This window comes from Actinoalloteichus hymeniacidonis (assembly GCF_014203365.1).
GTDB lineage: Bacteria > Actinomycetota > Actinomycetes > Mycobacteriales > Pseudonocardiaceae > Actinoalloteichus_A > Actinoalloteichus_A hymeniacidonis.
Genome location: NZ_JACHIS010000001.1, coordinates 5,647,210 through 5,667,226, shown reverse-complemented (window position 1 = coordinate 5,667,226; position 20,017 = coordinate 5,647,210). Strand labels below are relative to the sequence as shown.

21 protein-coding genes, 1 tRNA gene and 1 pseudogene are annotated in these 20,017 nt (G+C 67.5%); 14 read left to right on the top strand and 9 right to left on the bottom strand.

Features of this window, described 5'->3' with window-relative positions:
* Positions 1 to 84: 84 nt before the first annotated feature.
* Positions 85 to 1,620, bottom strand: coding sequence for a GGDEF domain-containing protein (locus BKA25_RS24015; RefSeq protein ID WP_236750465.1), 1,536 nt, complete (start codon positions 1,618 to 1,620; stop codon positions 85 to 87).
* A 477-nt stretch (positions 1,621 to 2,097) separates the two neighbouring features.
* Here BKA25_RS24015 and BKA25_RS24010 point away from each other — a divergent pair, with 477 nt between their 5' ends.
* The 7 genes from BKA25_RS24010 (at position 2,098) to BKA25_RS23980 (ending at position 9,258) form a co-directional block, all read left to right on the top strand.
* Positions 2,098 to 2,535 (top strand): EthD family reductase, encoded by a 438-nt coding sequence (locus tag BKA25_RS24010; RefSeq protein ID WP_236750466.1) that lies wholly within the window; start codon positions 2,098 to 2,100, stop codon positions 2,533 to 2,535.
* A 139-nt stretch (positions 2,536 to 2,674) separates the two neighbouring features.
* Positions 2,675 to 3,283, top strand: a complete 609-nt coding sequence (locus BKA25_RS24005; RefSeq protein WP_069846444.1) for a trimeric intracellular cation channel family protein — start codon at positions 2,675 to 2,677, stop codon at positions 3,281 to 3,283.
* An 80-nt stretch (positions 3,284 to 3,363) separates the two neighbouring features.
* Positions 3,364 to 4,062: a response regulator transcription factor gene (locus tag BKA25_RS24000; RefSeq protein WP_069846445.1), complete on the top strand. Its 699-nt coding sequence runs from the start codon at positions 3,364 to 3,366 to the stop codon at positions 4,060 to 4,062.
* Positions 4,063 to 4,064: 2 nt separating this feature from the next.
* On the top strand, positions 4,065 to 5,480 hold the full coding sequence (locus BKA25_RS23995) for a sensor histidine kinase (RefSeq protein ID WP_069846447.1): 1,416 nt from the start codon (positions 4,065 to 4,067) through the stop codon (positions 5,478 to 5,480).
* 68 nt (positions 5,481 to 5,548) lie between these two features.
* Positions 5,549 to 6,643, top strand: coding sequence for a galactose-1-phosphate uridylyltransferase (gene galT / locus BKA25_RS23990; protein WP_069846448.1), 1,095 nt, complete (start codon positions 5,549 to 5,551; stop codon positions 6,641 to 6,643).
* 297 nt (positions 6,644 to 6,940) lie between these two features.
* Complete coding sequence (locus tag BKA25_RS28140; RefSeq protein WP_236750467.1) at positions 6,941 to 8,602, top strand: S1C family serine protease; 1,662 nt, start codon at positions 6,941 to 6,943, stop codon at positions 8,600 to 8,602.
* Positions 8,603 to 8,757: 155 nt separating this feature from the next.
* Positions 8,758 to 9,258, top strand: a complete 501-nt coding sequence (locus tag BKA25_RS23980; RefSeq protein ID WP_069846450.1) for a MogA/MoaB family molybdenum cofactor biosynthesis protein — start codon at positions 8,758 to 8,760, stop codon at positions 9,256 to 9,258.
* A gap of 74 nt (positions 9,259 to 9,332) precedes the next feature.
* Here the strand turns inward: BKA25_RS23980 and BKA25_RS23975 are convergent, their stop codons facing one another.
* Positions 9,333 to 9,563, bottom strand: coding sequence for an Rv0909 family putative TA system antitoxin (locus BKA25_RS23975; protein WP_069846452.1), 231 nt, complete (start codon positions 9,561 to 9,563; stop codon positions 9,333 to 9,335).
* Positions 9,564 to 9,718: 155 nt separating this feature from the next.
* Here BKA25_RS23975 and BKA25_RS23970 point away from each other — a divergent pair, with 155 nt between their 5' ends.
* Positions 9,719 to 9,913: a hypothetical protein gene (locus BKA25_RS23970; protein WP_069846453.1), complete on the top strand. Its 195-nt coding sequence runs from the start codon at positions 9,719 to 9,721 to the stop codon at positions 9,911 to 9,913.
* A gap of 21 nt (positions 9,914 to 9,934) precedes the next feature.
* Here BKA25_RS23970 and mscL read toward each other — a convergent pair whose 3' ends face one another.
* A complete protein-coding gene (gene mscL, locus BKA25_RS23965; RefSeq protein WP_069846455.1) occupies positions 9,935 to 10,393 on the bottom strand; it encodes a large-conductance mechanosensitive channel protein MscL in 459 nt (152 codons plus the stop codon).
* Between the two features lie 128 nt (positions 10,394 to 10,521).
* Complete coding sequence (locus tag BKA25_RS23960; protein ID WP_084642469.1) at positions 10,522 to 11,175, bottom strand: SAF domain-containing protein; 654 nt, start codon at positions 11,173 to 11,175, stop codon at positions 10,522 to 10,524.
* A 310-nt stretch (positions 11,176 to 11,485) separates the two neighbouring features.
* Here BKA25_RS23960 and BKA25_RS28135 point away from each other — a divergent pair, with 310 nt between their 5' ends.
* A complete protein-coding gene (locus tag BKA25_RS28135) occupies positions 11,486 to 11,743 on the top strand; it encodes a hypothetical protein (protein WP_069846456.1) in 258 nt (85 codons plus the stop codon).
* 62 nt (positions 11,744 to 11,805) lie between these two features.
* Here the strand turns inward: BKA25_RS28135 and BKA25_RS28130 are convergent.
* A pseudogene (locus tag BKA25_RS28130) lies at positions 11,806 to 11,931 on the bottom strand (FmdB family zinc ribbon protein); the annotation flags it as partial.
* Positions 11,932 to 11,997: 66 nt separating this feature from the next.
* Entirely contained in the window at positions 11,998 to 12,612 is a 615-nt protein-coding gene (locus tag BKA25_RS23950) for a 5-formyltetrahydrofolate cyclo-ligase (protein WP_069853235.1), read from the bottom strand.
* Positions 12,613 to 12,717: 105 nt separating this feature from the next.
* On the opposite strand from BKA25_RS23950, the gene BKA25_RS23945 reads away from it, so the two are divergent.
* From BKA25_RS23945 to BKA25_RS23925, 5 genes are all read left to right on the top strand, one after another.
* The gene (locus BKA25_RS23945; RefSeq protein ID WP_069846458.1) at positions 12,718 to 13,614 is read left to right on the top strand and encodes a UTP--glucose-1-phosphate uridylyltransferase; all 897 of its coding nucleotides are present in this window, start codon (positions 12,718 to 12,720) and stop codon (positions 13,612 to 13,614) included.
* 199 nt (positions 13,615 to 13,813) lie between these two features.
* Positions 13,814 to 15,037 carry a molybdotransferase-like divisome protein Glp gene (gene glp / locus BKA25_RS23940; RefSeq protein WP_069846459.1) on the top strand — a complete coding sequence of 408 codons (1,224 nt, stop codon included), beginning with the start codon at positions 13,814 to 13,816 and terminating at the stop codon, positions 15,035 to 15,037.
* Positions 15,038 to 15,128: 91 nt separating this feature from the next.
* Positions 15,129 to 15,770: a GNAT family N-acetyltransferase gene (locus BKA25_RS23935; protein WP_375791867.1), complete on the top strand. Its 642-nt coding sequence runs from the start codon at positions 15,129 to 15,131 to the stop codon at positions 15,768 to 15,770.
* Positions 15,771 to 16,138: 368 nt separating this feature from the next.
* Positions 16,139 to 16,963 (top strand): divisome protein SepX/GlpR, encoded by an 825-nt coding sequence (gene sepX, locus BKA25_RS23930; protein WP_069853236.1) that lies wholly within the window; start codon positions 16,139 to 16,141, stop codon positions 16,961 to 16,963.
* A 70-nt stretch (positions 16,964 to 17,033) separates the two neighbouring features.
* Positions 17,034 to 17,106: transfer RNA gene (locus BKA25_RS23925), tRNA-Ala, on the top strand.
* Positions 17,107 to 17,181: 75 nt separating this feature from the next.
* Here BKA25_RS23925 and BKA25_RS23920 read toward each other — a convergent pair.
* The 3 genes from BKA25_RS23920 to BKA25_RS23910 form a co-directional block, all read right to left on the bottom strand.
* Entirely contained in the window at positions 17,182 to 18,441 is a 1,260-nt protein-coding gene (locus BKA25_RS23920) for a tyrosine-type recombinase/integrase (RefSeq protein WP_236750468.1), read from the bottom strand.
* Complete coding sequence (locus BKA25_RS28125) at positions 18,404 to 18,514, bottom strand: hypothetical protein (RefSeq protein ID WP_236750889.1); 111 nt, start codon at positions 18,512 to 18,514, stop codon at positions 18,404 to 18,406. The genes BKA25_RS23920 and BKA25_RS28125 overlap by 38 nt, the downstream gene beginning before the upstream one ends.
* 77 nt (positions 18,515 to 18,591) lie before the next feature.
* Positions 18,592 to 19,908, bottom strand: a complete 1,317-nt coding sequence (locus tag BKA25_RS23910) for a replication initiator (RefSeq protein WP_311734524.1) — start codon at positions 19,906 to 19,908, stop codon at positions 18,592 to 18,594.
* Positions 19,909 to 20,017: the final 109 nt, after the last annotated feature.

Below are 20,017 nucleotides of genomic sequence, written 5' to 3'. Positions count from 1 at the left end.
GCTGCGATCGCGGTCCGGGTCATCCCGCCGTCGAGCGCCGACGACGGCCGAGCCCACGGTAGGCGCCACTGCCCGACGGCGTGGTCAGCGTGGCGCCAGTGTGCCCGCCTGCCTGCTGTCCAACTCGTCCTCGGTGGAGGGCTGCACCTCGACGCGATTGCGGCCCTGGCGTTTCGCCCGGTACAGCGCGTTGTCGGCGGCGGTGAAGAGCTGATCGAGCTGAGCGGGGCCTGCGGCCACACCGATGCTGACGGTCGGCGGTCGGGTTGTCTTGCCGAGCACCAGCCGCCAGTCGTGATTGTGGACGGCGGCGCGGATTCGTTCGGCCACCGTGGGGCCGGCATCGGAGCCCTCGGTGCGTTCCTCGCTCACGTCGCCGAGCACGATGACGAACTCGTCGCCCGCCCACCGGGCCACCAGATCGTCGGCCCGGCACTCGCGGCGCAGTAGCTGGGCGATCTCGCGCAGCGCCGCGTCGCCCGCCGCGTGGCCGGCATCGTCGTTGACGTCCTTGAACCAGTCGACGTCCAGCAGGACCAGCCAGGGGACGCGGCCACGCGAGGCCGTCCGCTTGATCAGATGCGGCGCGGTGCGTTCCAAACCGAGCCGGTTCACCAGGCCGGTCAACGGATCGCGGGCCGCCGCCTCCTGCGCGGCCACCGCCACCCGCTGTGCCTGAACAGCGAGCCTGCGCTGTTCGAGCGCCTGTCCTAATGCCTCTTGGAGTGTGTCCAGCATCTTGCTGCCCGCCGCCATGCCCCGGCGCAGCGCTTCAGCCTCGCCGACGTGGTCACCGAGATCGGCACAGATATCGGCGAGGTCCTGGGAGACCCGGCGCAGCAGGATCGCGTCGCCGACCCGATCCGATTCGGCGACGGCCCGGCTCGCGAGGGTTCGCGCCGCAGGCATCGCGCCCTGGGTGCGTCGTACCCCGGCGAGCACCCAGTTGGCGACGGCGAGCCCCCACCGGTCCTCGGCGGCCTCGTTGAGCCGCAACGCGCGTTGTGCGAGTTCCTCGGCCTCGGCGAGCTCCCCCAGACCTGCCAGCGAACGGCTGTACGCGGCCAGTAGGGCTCGATGTAGGAAGCCGGAGTCGACCAGGTCCAGCGCCTCGGAGAGCATGCCCCTGGCTTCGGCGAAGATCCGTTTGGCATCGTCGGCGGAAGCCTCGGTCGCCCGCATGTTCAAGGTGCCGCCCAGCCGCTGCATGCAGTGCGCCAGCGTCTCGGGATGCCCGGCGCGGCGGGCCAGCTCGACCGACACCCGCATCATGTCCAACGCGGCACGTCGATGGCCGATGCTCTCCACGAGATATCCGAGCATTCCGATGGTCTGCGCGGCAGCCGAGCCCTCCGGGCGATCCGCGTCCAACTCCACCCATGCCTCGGCGGCGAGTTCGAGCGCCAATGGGATTCGGTTCAGCCGGAAAGCGACCACTGCGCGGTGTACCAGCACGGTGGCTCGACGCCAGCGGTCGTCCTCGCCGGTCGGCAATCCGGATACGACCTCGTCGAACAGTGCGTTGGCTTCCAGCACTCGTCCGGATTCCAGCAGCAGTCGCACCTCGCGGTCCTGCTGCGGAAGGTGTTCCGCCAGGGGTGAATCGTTGCGATCAACCACGGACTTGACATCTCCTGCCAGCCTGCCTGATCGGCATGGCCCATGCTTGCTGCGGTTTGAGACAGGCTACCCGGATGGGCGACCCACTGTTTGCAGTGCCGTCCATTTCGACTGCCGGGTCCACTTCGGGGTTCCGCTTGGGCGGCGCTTTGTGGCATAGATCGCGACTTTTCTTCGGGGCCTTCGGTGTGTGCGCTTGCTACCAGCGGTGTTCGCTTTGACGGTGGTTTCGTCCTCGCGACGTCACGTCGACTCCTCGCTAACCTCGACGATGAAGCCCCGAGGTGGAACTCCGCGATCTCGGCCAGATTTGCAATCGCGTCTAGTCGCACTACGTGAGATTCGCATACCGCTATTAGGGTGAATAGATACTCCGTAGGTGTGGGCATGATCCCGGTATTGCTTACGCTTAGACGTTGGAAACTTTCAACTTGATCAATTCGAGATGATTGCCCATCCCGAGATCGGGGGAGACCGGTGCGGCGCGAGCACCGAGGTTCGACCCGGCTGGCGCTGTTGCATTCGCCCGCCGAACCGGACACTTCGGGGACGAAACGCCGATGGTGGGAGCAGAAGATGATCAAGTACATCGCGCTGTACCGGAGACCGAGCGACCCCGACTTCGACGCGAGGTACCTCGCCTCGCACCTGCCCTTGGTCGCCAAGACACCCGGCCTGGTGCGAACCGAACTCGGCCGGGTCACCCGGACCTACCTTCCCGGCTTCCTCGGGGACGCCGAGCCCCATCTGATCGCCGAGATGTACTTCGAGTCCCACGAGTCGATGCGGGCGGCCCTGCGCACGCCGGAGTGGAAAGCCGCCGGGGAGAACCTGGCCGAGATCGGCGGCATCGAACTGGTGGCGATGTTCGCTGCGGAGATCCTCGACTACTCGGCGCCCGACGCCGATCGGTGAGCCGCCGCCCCGACACTGACCTGCCACCCCGGCGGCTGCCCGACTGACAGCGAACCGGACCCCGGGTGGCCGAGGTCTCCACTCCCATTTCGCGGACGAGAGCTGCTGATGGCGGCCCGGATCCGTACGCTCGGACTCCGTGCTGCTCGTGTTGGAGTTCCTCGGGGTGGCGGCTTTCGCCGTATCGGGCGCGCTGGCCGCCGTCCGGGCCAGGCTGGATCTGTTCGGGATCGTCGTGCTCGGCATGGTGACGGCCCTGGGTGGCGGGGTCGTCCGGGACCTGATGCTCGGCGTGCACCCACCGACCACGCTTCAGGACTGGCGCTATCTCCTGGTCTCCGGAAGCGCAGGCCTGCTCGCCTTCCAGTTCCACCCGCAGCTGGCCCGGCTGCGGCGCGCCGTCCTGCTCGCCGACGCGGTCGGACTCGGGTTATTCGTCACCTCCGGCACCGCCACCGCACTCGCGTTGGGAGCCCCGGTCTACACGGCCTGCCTGATCGGAGTGATCACCGGAATCGGCGGCGGAATGCTGCGTGACCTGCTGCTACGGGAGGTGCCGTTGGTACTGCGCCGCGAGATCTATGCGGTCGCGGCGCTGACCGGCACCGTGGTCGTCGGCATCGGGGACCTCGCCGGTTGGAGCGCCGGTCCCGTCGCCCTCATCGGATCGACCCTGGTCGTCGGCCTCCGGGTGCTGGCGCTGTGGCGACGGTGGAACGCGCCGCTACCCCGTGATTCAGGGTCCTGATCCTGCCGATCGCTATCGACTGATTTCGCCCGACCCGCTGTTCTCAGGTCGCTCTCAGGGCGAGAGGTGACACTGGCCCCATGCGCATCCTCGTGGTCGACGACGACCGTGCCGTACGCGAGTCGCTGCGACGGTCACTGCAGTTCAACGGTTACCAGGTCGAGCTCGCCGCCGACGGGCTCCAAGCCCTGGACGCCGTCACCGCCCAGCGCCCCGACGCGATGGTCCTCGACGTGATGATGCCGCGCCTGGACGGACTCGAGGTGTGCAGACGCCTGCGCGGTACCGGAGACGACCTGCCTATCCTGGTTCTCACCGCCCGCGACGCCGTGTCGGATCGGGTGTCGGGCCTCGACGCGGGCGCCGACGACTATCTACCCAAGCCGTTCGCCCTCGAAGAGCTGCTCGCCCGATTGCGGGCGTTGTTGCGGCGGACGACGTCGGAACCCGACAGCGGACACGACGACCTGCCGCCGCCGTTGTGCTTCGCCGATCTCTCCTTGGACACCGCCACGAGGGAGGTCCGGCGCGCGCAGCGTCCGATCAGCCTCACCCGCACCGAGTTCTCCCTGCTGGAGCTGTTGCTGGCTCATCCGCGTCAGGTGCTGACCCGCAGCCGCATCCTGGAGGAGGTCTGGGGCTACGACTTTCCCACCTCCGGCAATGCCCTGGAGGTCTACATCGGCTACCTCCGGCGCAAGACCGAGGGCGCGGGCGAACCCCGGCTGATCCATACCGTCCGAGGCGTCGGATACGTCCTGAGGGAGACGGCGCCGTGACGATGGGCTCGACGGAGGCCGAGGCGGATCGGGAGCGAGCGCCGGGCCGGTTGGAGAGCTGGCGCCAACGGGTGGCGTTGCGCACCCGGGTCGCCTTGTTGGCCGCACTCTGTGTCGGCACAGCGGTGGCGCTGACCTCGCTGGGTGCCTTCGTGACGGTCTACAACAGCCTCTACGACCAACTTGACGACAGCCTCTTCGAACGCGCCGCCCAGGCCGCCGAGGGACCTCGGGTGTCCAACGCCCGGTTGGACTCGGCTCCCGCCGCGCTGTTCGCCGCGGCCGACGTGCAGATCGCGGAGGTCTACGAGAGCGGCGCGGTCGTCTTCGGCGGCGCGAAACAGCCCCCGGTCGGACCCAAGGAACTGGCGGTGGCCAAGGGCGAACTGTCGTACTCACTGCGGACCGACGTCGCCTCCGACTCCCGAGTCATCACCCTGCCCATCCAGCCCGGCTCCAGCCTCGTGGTGGCCCAACCACTGGACGACATCAAGGCCACCCTCGGCAGGATGGCCGTCGTGGTGGCGGTGGCAGGCGGCCTCGGCGTCGGCGTGGCGGCCGCAGCGGGCACCGCGGTGGCTCGGACCGCGCTACGGCCGGTGAGCGAGTTGACCGCCGCGACCGAGCGCATCTCCCGCACCGGGGACCTGCGACCGATCGAGGTTTCCGGAGACGACGAACTGGCCAGACTGACCACCAGCTTCAACGTCATGCTCGGCGTACTCGCCGAATCCCAGGAACGACAGCGAAGACTGGTGGCCGATGCGGGCCACGAGTTGCGCACCCCGCTGACCTCGTTGCGGACCAACATCGAATTGCTGCTGGCATCCAGCAGACCGGACGCTCCCGAGCTCGCAGAGCAGGATCGCGCCGAGATCTACGACGATGTCCGAGCCCAGATCAACGAGCTGTCCACGCTGGTCGGAGACCTGGTCGAGCTGGCGAGGGAGGACGCGCCCCAGGTCGTGCACGAGCCGGTCGACCTCGTCGAGGTGATCGAAAGGGCGGTCGACCGGGCGCGACGGCGGGCCCCCGATATCGATTTCGAGGTCTCGCTGACGCCCTGGTGGTTGCTCGGTGATGCAAACGCCCTGGAACGAGCCGTGTTGAACCTGCTCGACAACGCCGCGAAATGGAGCCCATCCGACGGTGCTGTGCAGGTCAACCTGGCTCAGGACTCCCACGGGAGCGTCGCGTTCGAGGTTGCCGATTCGGGACCGGGGATCGCAGAGGCCGACATGCCTCATGTCTTCGAGAGGTTCTATCGTTCGTCGGAAGCTCGAACCCTGCCTGGTTCCGGCCTCGGGCTGGCGATCGTCAAGCAGGCGGCCGAGCGGCACGGCGGCAGTGTGTCAGTAGGACGTGCTCCGCAAGGGGGCGCGCTGTTCATGTTGCGGTTGCCCGGACGCGCCGGTTGACCGGGCCTGAATCGCCGGCCTCGTTACGAACCGCAACGCGTCAGTAGCGCTTTCACGGAGGTGGCCAGGTGCGCCGGACCAGTGCCCGCATGGCAGACGGTCGCGAGATCATCTACTTCGACGAGGATGACGCCGCACCGACGCGGACCGCTGTCGATACCCGGGATCTCCCGGCGCGGGATCCACGTCCGGAGATGCGGTGCGACCCGTTCACCGGGGAATGGGTCGGGATTGCCGCACACCGGCAGTCCAGGACCTACAAGCCGCCCGCCGACGCCTGCCCGCTCTGCCCCACCACGCCGGAGCGTCCGTCGGAGATCCCCGAGTCGGACTACGACGTCGTGGTCTTCGAGAACCGGTTCCCGTCCTTCGCGCAGGATCTGCCGGAGACCGCTGCGGTGGTGTTGGAGAACGACGGGATCCCGCTGGTCACGGCCTTCCCGGCCACCGGGCGCTGCGAGGTGGTGTGCTTCACCTCCGACCACACGACCTCCTTCGGGCAACTCCCGGCCAGCCGCGTGCGGACCGTGGTCGATGCCTGGGCCGACCGCACGGCGGCCCTGAGCGAGATGCCCGGCGTCGAACAGGTCTTCTGCTTCGAGAACCGAGGCGAGGAGATCGGGGTGACGCTGCACCACCCGCACGGCCAGATCTACGGATACCCCTTCGTCACGCCCCGCACCGCGCGCCATCTGGAGATGGCCGGCCCGTATCTCGTCGAGCACGGCAGGCACCTGGTCGGCGACATCCTGGCTGCCGAACGTGCCGCAGGGACCCGAGTGATCCGCTCCGGCGAGCACTGGACGGCGTTCGTACCGCCCGCGGCGCGCTGGCCGGTCGAGATCCAACTCGTGCCGCATCGGCCGGTGCCCGACCTGCCTGCGTTGTCCGACGCCGAGCGCGACGAGTTCGCCGAGATCTACCTCGACGTGTTGGGCAGGCTGGACCGGCTCTACGACCGACCGCTGCCCTACATCGCGGGATGGCACCAGGCACCCATCCGAACCGAGCGCGAACTGTGCTGGCTGCGGATGGAGGTGTTCTCGGTGCTTCGAGGACCGGACCGGCTGAAATACCTCGCCGGCTCGGAATCCGGGATGGGCGTGTGGATCGGCGACGCGACACCCGAGCAGACCGCCGAGCGGCTGCGCGCCTTGGGCTGAGTCGGGGGCGGGTAACCGCCGTCGTTCGATTTCACGTCCGGCCGTGCACCGCCGATCGCACCCGCGCATGCTCGTGACGAATGCCACGAAGATCAGGATCGCGCGGGGACCGTTCTGCGAACGGGTGACCGGCTGCGCGGAGCGCTCGCGCGCAGGTAGGTGTGCGTTCGAGCGCGGCAGCGGCCTGCCGCCTGCTTCATCCGGGCGGGCAGGCGTGGCCTGACCGCCTGCCACAACCGCTGGGAACCCCCAGCTTGATCTCAGGCCGTTCTCAGCCTCGCGGTGCACAGTGGGGGCATGAGCGAGCACACCTCGAATGGTCCGAGTGACGAGCCTGAGCCGACCGCCGGGGGCCAGGACCATCTCGGGTCGAATGCCGCCGGTGCCGACACACCTCGGCACGGAATCCCTTTGCACGACGCCGACCGCGACACACCGGGCGAGCAGCCGACCCCCTCGGGTGCGGCGCAGTCCGAGCCAGGACCGGACAACCCGATCGAGCAGGCGAAGCCCACCGGACAGACCTTCCCGGAGCGACCGCAAGGACAGCAGACCGGCGGCGGCTTCCCGCCCAGCAGCGGCCTGGGAGCGGCGCCCTACGGGGCCCGGGTGACCGGCGCGGACGCCCAGTCGGGCACGGGGCCGCAGGGGACACATCAGCCCACCGGTCAGACCTTCCCCGCAGGACCCTATGGCGGTCAGCCCGCGCAGCAGCAGGCAGGCGCCGGGCCCTACACCGGGCAGACCGTCACCCAGCCCGGTGTCGGCGGGCCGGAGGGAACAGCAGGCACCAACCCGGGCACGCCCGGTTACGGGCAGCACTTCGCGCACTCCTATCGGGACCAGCCTGCAGGCGGACGGCCCAGCAGGCGCGGCGGGATGATCGCCGGAATCGTCGCCCTGTCGCTGCTGGTCGGGGGAGTCTCCGGCGGTGTCGGCGGACTCGTCGGATACCAGCTCGGCGACGACGGCAACACGGTGAACTCGCTCGATCAGGAACGTCCGGCGGCCAGAAACGCCTCCGACGCGCCGGACGGCTCCGTGCAACAGGTGGCGGACAAGGTCCTGCCCAGCGTCGTACAGCTCGAAGTCGTCAGTCAGCAGAGCGCGGGCGGCGGATCAGGCATCATCCTCAGCGACGACGGCCTGATCCTGACCAACAACCACGTGGTCGCACCGGCAGCCGAGGGCGGCGAGATCACGGTCGCCTTCGATGACGGCTCCACCGCTAGAGCACAGATCGAGGGCCGCGATCCGACGTCCGACCTGGCGGTGGTGCGCGCCGAGGGAGTGTCCGGCCTGACCCCGGCCGAACTGGGCAGGTCCGACGACCTGGCTGTCGGGGCGGAGACCGTGGCGATCGGATCGCCGTTCGGCCTGGCGGGCACGGTCACCTCCGGCATCATCTCCTCCCTCGACCGGCCGGTGGCCGCAGGCGGCGAATCGGAATCCGACGTGGCGACGGTTCTGGACGCGGTGCAGACCGACGCCGCCATCAACCCGGGCAACTCCGGTGGCCCGCTCGTCGACATGCAGGGCCGGGTCATCGGCGTCAACTCGGCGATCTACAGCCCGCGCGGCGGCCAGCAGCAGGAGGCAGGTTCGGTCGGTCTTGGCTTCGCCATCCCGATCGACCACGCACGACGTATCGCCGAGGAGATCATCGACACCGGCCAGGCGACGCAGGCGGTGCTCGGGGTGAGCGTCGGCGACCCGAGGGCTGGTAGCGGCGCCGAGATCATGGAGGTCGTCGCCGACGGCCCGGCCAGCGGGGCAGGCCTGCAGCAAGGCGAACTGATCACGAAGCTCGACGATCGACTTATCCAGGGACGGGACGCGTTGGTCGCGGCCGTGCGCTCCCAGGAACCGGGACAAGAGGTGACACTCACCGTGCTCGACGGTGGTGGCTCGGAACGAACAGTAGATGTCACATTGGGTAGTCAGACGGCCGGTGGGTGAGAATCATGAAGACCAGTGATGTGGGAACCGAAGCCAACGCGGGCGGGATGACCGTCACAGTCAGCGGACAGTCGTTAGTCGCCGCAGGCGACATTCAGGGGGGCCTTCGGCGGATGTCCGATCTGCTGTCCCGTGTGCCTACTACGGTGATCGGTATGGAACGCAGTGCGCAGCGTCTAGGCCGTGCCCTCGTCGTGATCGTGGACGATCGGGTCACGCAGGGGGAGTACGAAGACGTCACCGGCCCGTTGGTCACTGAACTTCTGGAGGAGACCGGATTCATCGTCGATGGCAGCGTTGTGGTGCCGGGCGAGTTGGTCGACATTCGCAATGCGTTGAACACGGCGGTGATCGGCGGCGTCGATCTGGTGATCACCGTCGGCGGGACCGGGGTGTCGCCGAGGGACGTCACGCCCGACGCGACAGCAGGCGTGCTGGACCGGCCGATTCCCGGAATCGCCGAGGCCTTGCGCGCCTCCGGGTTGGCCGCGGGTGCGGTGGACGCGGGAATCTCACGTGGCCTGGTCGGTGTCTCCGGTAGCACCCTGGTGGTGAACATCGCGGGGTCGCGTTCTGCGGTACGAGACGGAATGGCCACTCTGAGCCCGTTGGTCACCCACGTCATCGAGGAGCTCTCCAGCCTCGAGACGCCCTGACAGCCTCGACCACTCACCGTCTGGAGCCGCCCGACACCTCGGGTCGGCTCCAGACGTGCTTCAACTATTCGACGTCACTTGTCGTCGTCCTTCTTGGTGTTGCCGTTCGGGTCTAGGACGCCCTCGATCTTCTCGCTGACGTCTTCGATCTTCTCGGTGTACTTGCCACCGGTCATCTCGTCGGCCTTGTCCGCGATGACACCGACGCCCTTGGCCGCTGCGTCGCCGACCTTCTCCGCGACGCTGCCGCCCCGCTCTCGCGCCTGCGCGGCGAGCTCCTTGGCCTTGTCCAGGAAGTTGCTCATGGCGGTTCCTCTCCCATGTTGTCGCCGTTCTTGTGGCCATTATCGATGCGTGTCGCCGTCCACGAGGGCGCCCAAGTCGATGTCTGTGGAACAGGCGGTACGGATGCCCCGGGGACACGGGCGGAGCGGGCGAGTCGGCGCGGCATAATCGAGAGATGGACTCCGGCAAGGACGAACGGCCCGACGGCGGGCGCCCCGCGCGAGCCGCTGTCTCCGCGAGCCGCCTGCAGGAGGTGTTCGGCGACGTGCTGCCCGCCACCACCAGTGACGAGCGAGACGAGAACGCCAGGGACGACTCCGGCCGTGGTGACGACTGGTACCGGGAGAACCGCCCGCCACACCACGGCTGAGTCCAGCAGTCCGCGTAGTCCCTAGTTGTCGACCCGTTCGACCCGTTCCGATCGCGCCACCCGGTCGGCCTGCTCCGACTGCGCCCCGTGCTGGGTCCGCAGCAGGTCGCGGATCTCGGTCAACAGCTCCACGTCGGTCGGCTCGGCCGGGCCGTCCTCCTCGCCGCGCTTGCGACGCTGCTGGAGCTTGTTCATCGGCAGCACGAAGATGAAGTAGACGACGGCCGCCACGATGAGGAAGTTGACCGTGGCGGTGAGCACCGCACCGAAGTCGATGCTGATCGCCGTGCCATCGGGCCGGGTACCGATCCTGATTCCGAGATTGCCGGTCTCCGCAGGGCCGATGGCGTCCACGATCGGCTGGATCAGATTGGTGGTGAACGCGGTGACGATCGAGGTGAAGGCGGCGCCGATCACGACCGCGACCGCCAGGTCGATCACATTGCCGCGCATCAGGAAGTCTTTGAAACCCTTGAACATCCGTCTCTCTCTTCAGGCAGGGGAACGACAGAGCTGTCATCGCTCACGGTGACCTACTCCGCGTTGGTATCCGCCGGGAACGGTAGTCAATCGATGGCGCCGGTGTCATTCCGGTCAGCGACCGATAGTCAACCCAGCGTGATCGTCATGTCGTTGACCAGCGAGGCCGATGCCACCTCGGGGGCGATATCGCCGGGTAAGGCGACCACGATCAACCTGCTGTTATCCCCGGGTTCGTGCGGTCGGACCGAGACGACGACCGCATCCTCGGCCAGCACCGCGCCCTCGCCGAGATCGGGATCGATCGACACCACATCCACCCGTTTGCCGGGGTGCAGCAGCTCGGCCAGCTCGCCATCGGCCAGCCGGATCCCCACGGCGGACGCGCTGTGGGTACCCACCGTGAGCGTGGTCAGTTGTCTGCCGACGATTCGGACGTCGGTGAGCGCCTCGCCCCGGCGTGCGCCGCCCGCGAGCACCTTGCCCACGATGTCGGTGGGCTCGGCGAGCAGGCCGTTCGGCGCCGCGCCCTCGGGTAGTCGCCCCGGGCGGACATCGGCGTCACGGAGCACGGCGCCGGGGGCCAAGTCACGGGTGGCGAACAACGCGGGCACCGTGGCCTGCTCGTCGGGGCGACTCTCCAGCAGGGCCAGGGCGCAGGCCAGCGTCACCAGCGTGACGGCGAGGAAGCGGCGCAATAGCACCACGCGTACCCACCGGCTGCCTGGAATGAGACTGCGCAGCCGGTCGCGCAGCGCGGGGCTCAGTCGTCCGGATGCCATCTCTGCCTCCCCACCGGGTCCGATCAATCGACCTTGCCGACGCTAGGCGCCCGGCTGAGGGTGGGGACGTCGTGAGAGCAGATCTGTGGACAACTCGGCGGTTGTGGACAACTACGCGGAGTCAGTGCCGCAGGCGAAGAGCCGATGGGCGCTTCGGCGGTATAAGCGAGAGACGTAGACGAGTGGCAGCGCAGCTGCGGCGCCGGTGGCGACTCGGCGGGGGAGCGTGCGATGTGGCCAGGCGGCCGTGACGATGCGTCGGTCGGCTACCGCACCGTCACAGCCCTGGCCTGGGCGTCCGCGCGCCCGTATGTCGACGGGCGGGGTATCGGATCAGGAGGAGGACGTCGCCGCAGCCTTCGCGCCACTGCTGGAGCTGCCCGAGCCGGACGAACTACTCGACGAACCGGAGGAACCCGAGGTGCTCGACGTGCTCGACGTGGAGGAGCTGCTCTCCGTCGACTTCGAGGTACCGGAGTCGGACTTCTTCTCAGTGGACGAGCTGGACTCCGACTTCACCGTCGAGGTCGCGCCGTCGCCATTGCCGCTGCGGCTGTCGGTGCGGTAGAAGCCGCTGCCCTTGAACACGATGCCCACCGAGGAGAAGAGCTTGCGCAGCCTGCCCTGGCACTCCGGGCACTCGGTGAGCGACGACTCGCTGAAGCTCTGCACCGCCTCGAAGCGGTGGTCGCAAGCGGTGCACGCGTACTGGTAAGTGGGCACAGCGTTTCCTCCGGGACATCTGCTGGCACTCATCGAGTGGGAGTGCCAGATGAATAATGCGCCTATTCTCAACGACTACGCAAACCTTGGTTCGCGCCGCTAGCCGCTCACCAGCGAACGCAGACCGCCGTGTGGAGTCAACACCGAGGTCATCAGGACATCGTGCGGTTCGGCCGGGAGCCGATCGTCGAGAAACTCCTCATCGCGCACTACTCCCGCCAGCGTTGCCCTCGGATCGACAGCGGGCAACGATCGATCGTAGTACCCGCCGCCCCTGCCCAGCCGTACTCCGCTTCGGTCCACGGCCAGCGCGGGGACCAGCAACAACCCTGCCGTGCGAATCGCAGCGCACCCCAGCCTCGGGCCTGCTGGCTCCTGTAGTCCGAACGGGCCGGGTCGCAGGCCGTCCCGGCCGGTGTAGACCGCCCAGTCCAGCGGGCCTTGCGCGCCGACCACGGGGAGCAGGACACGGATGCCACTCTGATGCAGCGACTCGACCATCTCGGGCGAGCCAGGTTCCGATCCTACCGGTAGGTAGGCGCAGACGGTCGTGCCCGTGAGCTCAGGTCCTTTGGCCAACAGAGCCGTGACCAGCGCCGAAGCCTCGGCTGCCCGTGATGTGGCGGGGATCGCGCGCCGGGCCGCCTTCAGTCGGGTCCGCCACTGCCCCTTGGTGGTCTCGGCAGCGGGCGTGGGACGCCGATCGGCGGTCATGACCTCGACGATACTTCGCAATCGGCCCGCCGATGGTCGCGCACCGTGTATCGACGATCATGATTGCGTCGTCGCGAATCGGCCCTGACGATAGGCTCCACAGCCATGAGCCCGACGCGTGCCTTCCGCACAGCCATCGTGCCCGCCGCAGGATTGGGGACTCGCTTCCTCCCCACTACGAAGTCGGTGCCGAAGGAACTTCTCCCCGTGGTCGACACACCCGCCATCGAACTCGTGGCCGCCGAGGCCGCAGAGGCGGGCGCCGAGCGGTTGGTCATCGTGACCTCACCTGAGAAGTCCTCGGTCGCCAAGCACTTCCAAAGCCGTCCGGACTTGGAGCAGACCCTCGCCGATCGGGGCAAGGACGCCCTGCTGGCGAAGGTGCGCCGCGCCCCCGCCCTGGTGCAGGCCGAGGTGGCCATCCAGGAGAAGGCATTGGGACTCGGTCACGCGGTGGCCTGCGCCCTGCCGAACCTGACCGAGGAAGACGACGCGGTCGCCGTGTTGCTGCCGGACGACCTGGTGTTGCCGACCGGCGCCCTGACCGAGATGGCCGAGGTGCGCAAGCAGTTCGGCGGCAGTGTGCTCTGCGCTTTCGACATCCCGCGCGAACAGATCTCTGCCTATGGCGTCTTCGACGTCGAGCCCACCGGTACCGAGGACGTACTCCGGGTCAAGGGCATGGTGGAGAAGCCTGCCCCCGAGGCGGCACCGTCCACTTTCGCCGCTGCCGGTCGTTACCTATTGGACCGGGCCGTTTTCGATGCCCTGGAGCGAATCGAACCGGGCGCGGGCGGCGAATTGCAGCTCACCGACGCGGTGGCGCTGCTGATCGAGGAAGGTCACCCCGTACACGTCGTCGTGCACCGGGGCGGACGCCACGACCTGGGTAACCCGGGTGGTTTTCTGCGTGCCGCAGTGGACTTCGCACTCGAGAACCCCGAGTATGGCCCCGAGCTGCGGGAATGGTTGAGTCAAAGGTTGTCCGACGTCGCGCGGTGAAAGCCGCGGGGTGACGGGACTCCCCAAAGCGTGTTTCGTGAACCCACTCCGATTGAGCGGAGATCCAGGTGGATACGTCGCTTGGCACCAGCCCCGCGAGAAACCGTCTGAGTAACGCACAGTCGGTTCGCGGGTTCGCCGAACAGGCTCTCGAAACCGAGGGCAGCGCCCTCATGCACAACGGTGAGGTCCGATAACGATGAGGTCGGTAGACGAGCAGTTGGCCAGGGTGCTCGCCGCTGCCGTGCGGCCCTCCCCGGTCCGCGTGGCCATCTCGGAGGCACAGGGCCTGCTCTGTGCCGAGGATGTGGTGGCCGAACGCGCCCTGCCTGGTTTCGACCAGGCTGCCGTGGACGGCTACGCGGTGCGCAGCGTCGACGTACAGCAGGCGGCGGAACAGCCGATCACCCTTCCGGTGGTCGGCGAGATCGTCGCCGGTTCGCGGCAGCCGCGAAGACTCCAGCCGGGCCAACTGGTCCGGGTCAACACCGGAGCGCCGCTGCCGACGCTCGCCGATGCCGTGGTGCCGTTGGACTACACCGACGAGCATCCGGCCAAGGTCACCGTGAACCAGTCCGTCCCCTCCGCCGCGTTCGTACGGCGTGAGGGGGAGGACGTCCAGACCGGCGACGTGGCAGTGCGGCGCGGCGCGGTGATCGGCGCGGCCCAGGTCGGCCTCCTCGCGGCGGTCGGCCGGAACAAGGTGCTGGTCCATCCCCGCCCGAGGGTGTCGATCATCTCGGTGGGTGAGGAGCTGGTCGATATCGACCGCACACCCGGCGGCGGCCAGGTCTACGACGTCAATACCTATGCGCTCGCCGCAGCTGCCCGGGATGCCGGGGCCGAGGTGACCAGGGTGGGCATCGTCAGCGCGGAGACACGGCGGCTGCACGAGGTCGTCGAGGGACGGCTGCTGCTCTCCGAGGTCGTCGTCATCGTCGGCGGCGTCGGCGGCACGGTCGGCAAGGACGTCCGCGCGACGCTGGCGGAACTGGGTGACATCGACATGTCCCGGGTCGCGATTCATCCCGGCTCCACCCAGGGTTTCGGCAGGTTGGGGCCGGATCGGGTTCCGACCTTCCTGCTGCCGGGCAACCCGGTGAGCGCGCTGGTGGTCTTCGAGGTGCTGGTCCGACCGCTGATCAGGGCCGCGTTGGGCAAGAGCAACCCCTACCGTCGGGTGATCACAGCAGAGCTGCTCTCGCCGGTCAGCTCCACAGCGGACCGGCGCGGCTACCTCCGGGGCCAGCTCCTTCGGGACCGAGGCAGCGAGCAGTACCTGGTGCAACCGGTCGGGGCAGGCGGCTCGCACCTGTTGGCGTCACTGGCCGAGGCGAACTGCCTCATCGTCGTCGATGAGGAAGTGACCGAGCTCACGGCAGGTGACGAGGTGCAGGTCAGTTTCCTCGCCCAACGAGCCTGAGCATTCGCCCGACACCGACGTTCGGGTGAATGCTCCGATGTTCTCCGCCTGCTCGCAACGGAGAAGTGAGAACGATCGACATACTGTGCCTGTGCAGGGCGACGGACATCCTGGCTGGCCTGCCAGGCTGAGCGGCCTGGTGGTCCCGGCCGGGACGGTGACCTTACGGACTCCCCGGTTGTGGGACGGTCCGGAGTGGAGCCAGATCCGGCTGGCCGAGCGAGACCACCTCGAGACGTGGGAACCCTCGGCGCCGGAGGGTTGGGAGCAGCGCAACACGTTGTTGTCCTGGCCGGGGCAGTGGGGCGCGATGCGGCGGCTGGCCAGACATGGCTCGACCCTGCCGTTCGCGATCCTGGTGGATGGCCGGTTCGTCGGGCAGATCACCGTCGGCAACATCGTGCGCGGTGCATTGTGCTCGGGCTGGGTCGGCTACTGGGTGAGCAGGACGATGACCGGTGGCGGCGTCGGCACCGCTGCGCTGGCGATGGTGGTCGACCACTGTTTCGGCGCAGCCGAGCTGCACCGCCTCGAAGCCACGGTGCGACCGGACAACGCTGCGAGCCTGCGAATTCTGGAGAAGGTCGGGTTCCGCCGCGAAGGCCTGTTCGAGCGCTATCTCTACGTCGCCGAGATGTGGCGGGACCACCTGTGTCTCGCGATCACTGCGGAGGACGTCCGAGAGAGCGCGTCGGCTGCCCTGGTGCGTGCGGGCTCCGCCGAGTGGGCTTGATCGAGCCTGATCGTGGTTCTGCTGCCAACGATTCGTCCACGATGGCTACCCGTCGGTCGACCGAGTCCTTCGACAGTTCTCGAGGCAGGCCCGACGACGAGCGATAAGCTGTGTCCTTCATCTCATTCATCTGCGAAGATCGGCGCCTCCGGTACTGCCGGTGGGCGGGCTCGAGTCGGCCCGTCTCCCGCTGTCCGAACAGCCAGAAAGGTAATGCTGGACGGTCGTGCCAGTAACCCGAATGGGCGATCTTTAACACAGTCTGCGGGGCCTGTCAGCTCGGCGCGCCTCCGACGTAGGTGTTACTGCTGTGGTTAGCGTGACGAGGGAATACGCATGTTTCTGTGGGTGGGGGAGGTGAGCGGATCATGCCGAGTTCGTTGATTTTCGCGGCCTTGGCGCTGGCCTGGCTTGTCGTGCTCGTGCCGATGATCGCCCGGCGACGGCAGGAGGTCGCGCGGACCGCCGACTCCGCCCTGGAAGCAAGGGTTCTTCGTCGAGGGAAGAACACACCGTCGACGAATCACCGAGACCAACAGGAGCGCTCGAAGGTCGTGGCCAACTTGGAGGGAGACCGCGACATGTCGGAATCCGAGGACGGCTACGACGAGCTCGACGAGTACGACGACCAGGGTGACGCAGAGGAATGGCGGACCCTGCACGCCGACGACAGCCGAGCGGGCCGACGCTACCGTCCCGGCCGAGGCGGCTTCGACCCCGAGGCGGCGGCCGACCTGGCACGTGCCAAGTACGCACTGCGCCAGCGCATCGTGGTCCTGTTGCTGCTCGCCGCCGTCACCACCGGCGTACTGGCGGGCCTGCTGTCCCCGTTGATCTGGTGGGCACACGGCGCCATCGACCTCACCTTCATCGGATACCTCGTCTACCTGCGCAGGCAGGTGCGCATCGAAGAAGCAGTGCGCCGCAGGCGAACCGCCAGGGTCGCCGAGGCCCAGCGCCGCGATCACCTCCTGCACGGTGGTCAGGTGCGGACCGTCGGCGAGGTCGGCGAGGTCGACGATGACGGCCTGCCGACGCGGACCGGCGTGACCGTCGCGCAAGGCGAATCCGAACTGTCTCGTCGCCCCTCGCTCGAAGGCACCTACGCCCTCGAACTGGACGACGACGACCCGGCCTTCGACGACCTCGATTCGCCACTACCGATGACCTTCCGCCGGGCAGCCGGGGAATGACCATCGCGGTGCCGGGGGGTGCGTGGGACGCCGATCGCGCCCTGCTATGCTTCCCAGGCACCAAGCACCAGGGGCTGTAGCGCAGTTGGTAGCGCGTCTCGTTCGCATCGAGAAGGTCCGGGGTTCGATTCCCCGCAGCTCCACCCCAGGTCAGCGGCCCGGTTTCCCGTGAGGGAGCCGGGCCGCTTTCATGAGTACAGCAGCGAAGTACAGCAGCCTTACCCGTCGAGGCTTTCCCCCAGTCGTATCAAGGCTGCCTGCGTCGCCTTCGACGATGCCTGAGTGTAGATCTCCATCGTCACGCCCACTTGGGCATGGCGGAGGATCCGCATGATCACGCGAGGGTGCACGCCGAGGTCTGCGAGCAGGGTCGCGCAGGAGCGTCGAGCGTCATGCACGGTGATCTTGCGGACCTCGCTCTTCGAGAGCCGACGGTCCCACGAGCGGTTGAAGTTCCGAGGATCAACCGGAGCACCGAACTTCGTTGTGAAGACCAGGCCCCCCGGAGGCCATCCGCTACCGAGCGCCCGCCGGTCGGCGTCTTGTTGCTGCCTCCGCCGTACCAGTGCTGCCACCACGATCTCCGGTAGCGGCAACGTGTCGTCGGACGCCGCCGTCTTCGTCTCGCGATGCAGCAACGCCCCACTCGCTCGCTGGAGTTGATGGCTGATCCTCAGCTCTCTGGCTTCGAAGTCCACCGCGTCCCAAGTGAGCCCGAGGACCTCACCCTTCCGCAGACCCAGCACGACCGCCAGGACGTAACCCGCGTACATCGGATCAGCACCATCGCGTGCCGACTCCAAGAAGCGCCGAACTTCATCGCTGGACCACGCACGGTGTTTGCGCTTGCGGACGGTCGGCAGCGTGACGAGAGCAGCGGCATTCTTCGTGATCAGCTCCTCCCGGATCGCGTGTGAGAGAGCGGACCTCAGGCAGGCCCGGATGTCGCTGACCGTGCGCGACGACGGCGACTCGCCACAGCAGGCACCGCGCGCGCAGCATCGCCGGTCCTTGGACGCGCGCCGCTCGTCCTTGCCTTGGGCGCAGCACTGGCAGATCGATGGAATCTTGTTGACCCAAGACTGCACGTCGCGAACCTGCATTCTGTCCAGACGCCGATCACCCAATCCTGGGATGATGTACAACCGGACGAACAGTTCGTAATTCACGAAAGTCAATGGCGCGCGATTTGGCTTGATCACCTCGGTTAGCCAGTATTGCAAGAACTCATCAAGACGAGGAACTGCCGTAGCTACGGGACCGGCCTTCGCTGCTTGATGAAGCTTCACCCACTTATCGTGAACCTCATCCCTGGTCTTTCCGTAAACGTATTTCCTCTTCTTGTCTCCGGTAGGAGTACGCACCCACACGTAGGCGCCGAAGCCGTTTCGGTAAGGGAATATCGATCCTTCCCCATTGGCGCGTGTTCGACCAGCCATTTCAGGCCGCCTCGTCAATGCGCCGTTGGATGTACTCATCCACCCACCCCGGAAGTACCCGTCGGTGTCGACCGTCTTTCACCGAACGGATCTGCTCGGATGCGATGAGCATCTTCGTCTTCGATAGGCCGTAGCCGAGCATGGCGGCTACTTCGCTTACCGTGTGCCACTTCGCCGCAATGTGCACAGTCATTGTTGGTTTCCTTCCTGCTGGTATTTCTGCTGGCGTTGTGCTCGTTGTCCCTCGTAGATCCCCTCAGCGATCTCTCGTTCAGCGTCGGAGCGGTAGCCTGTGCCGAGGAATTCCCAGGAGTTGACAACGACGACGGAATCGCGCTCCACGCCTAGGGTGTTCAGCAATTCGTTCAATCGGTACTCCCGCCGGTCTTCCCGGAGGCGCTTGAAGGTCGTCGAGTATTTCTTGCTCTTGGAGAGGAAGTGCCCGCGGAATCCGAGCATGTGAGCCCAGTGCCGGAGATGGCCGAGCGCCGGAATCCCACCGAGGTCCCAGGCCGTTTGCATCATCCGGCGGTGGTGAGGGGAGACGTCGAGCGCGTCGAGGTGAGCTTGAGACCGGATCGGCCGGTCAGCGGCTTCTGACTTGCCGGTGCCCTTGGTCGCGTACTTGGCGACGTAGGCCGCAAGACCGCCTTCAGAGATCCCGCCGCGAGCGTCTTCGACCTCGGAGGCCTGATCGGCGCGGATCGGACGGACGTCCACCTGATCGCCCCAGGAGAAGGTCAAGCCGGTGAACTTGTCCCTGTACTCGGCGGTGTGGGCAGCCTTCTGGACCGCGCGGGTAAGGAGATCGGTGGTGGCCCAGTCGGGGGACCGGTCGGCGGCACCCTCGGGTCCGTCCAGGCGGAGTACCGCATGGAAGTGCACCAGGCCACGGCGTTGATACTCCGCAACCTTGGCGTAGGACAGCCGAGCATGGTCCGGGAAGTCCCGGACAGTCAGACCCGCAGCATGGGCGACGAGCCGTCGAAGACGGGTCATCGTGCGCGCCCACAAGGTCGAGGCGTTGCCCTGCCAGAGCACCGCGCCCCGGTAGTCGTAGGAGTCCGGGTCGAGGGGAGCACCTATGCGGGGGTCATCGGGGTGGTGGTAGTCGCCGCAGCGGCAGGGCATGGTTCGTCCGCGTGCCGAGGTCCGCCGGGAGTGCACCGGCCCGAAACTGGGCGCAGTCAGCGTGACAAACAATCGCGGTCGTTCCCGAACGTCGATCGGGACATCCTTGGCACCGCCGGAGAGGCCCGCACGCATCAGATGGAACGCATCAGCCGAGTACCGGTCGGAGCAGGACGGGCAGACCGATTCGCGACGGTTGCCGCATGGGCTGAAGAGTTCTCCGCCCCGATGCTCGAGCACGGCGCCCTGGAGGTTCTGGAGCTGGAAGGCGCCGCCGAGGCGGACCGGGGCCGAGCAGCCGCCGACCGCAGTCACCTTTGCTCGCCAATGTCGGTAGTCGATGGCTTGGACCCTCTGCTGGATCCGTTGCTCCACTGTGGACAGTGGGGACACGAGAAGCCTCCTACAGGTCGAGAAAAGGGGGAGAGACGAGACGAGGCGGGCTACGACCGGTGGTGGTCATAGCCCGCCTCGCTTGACACGG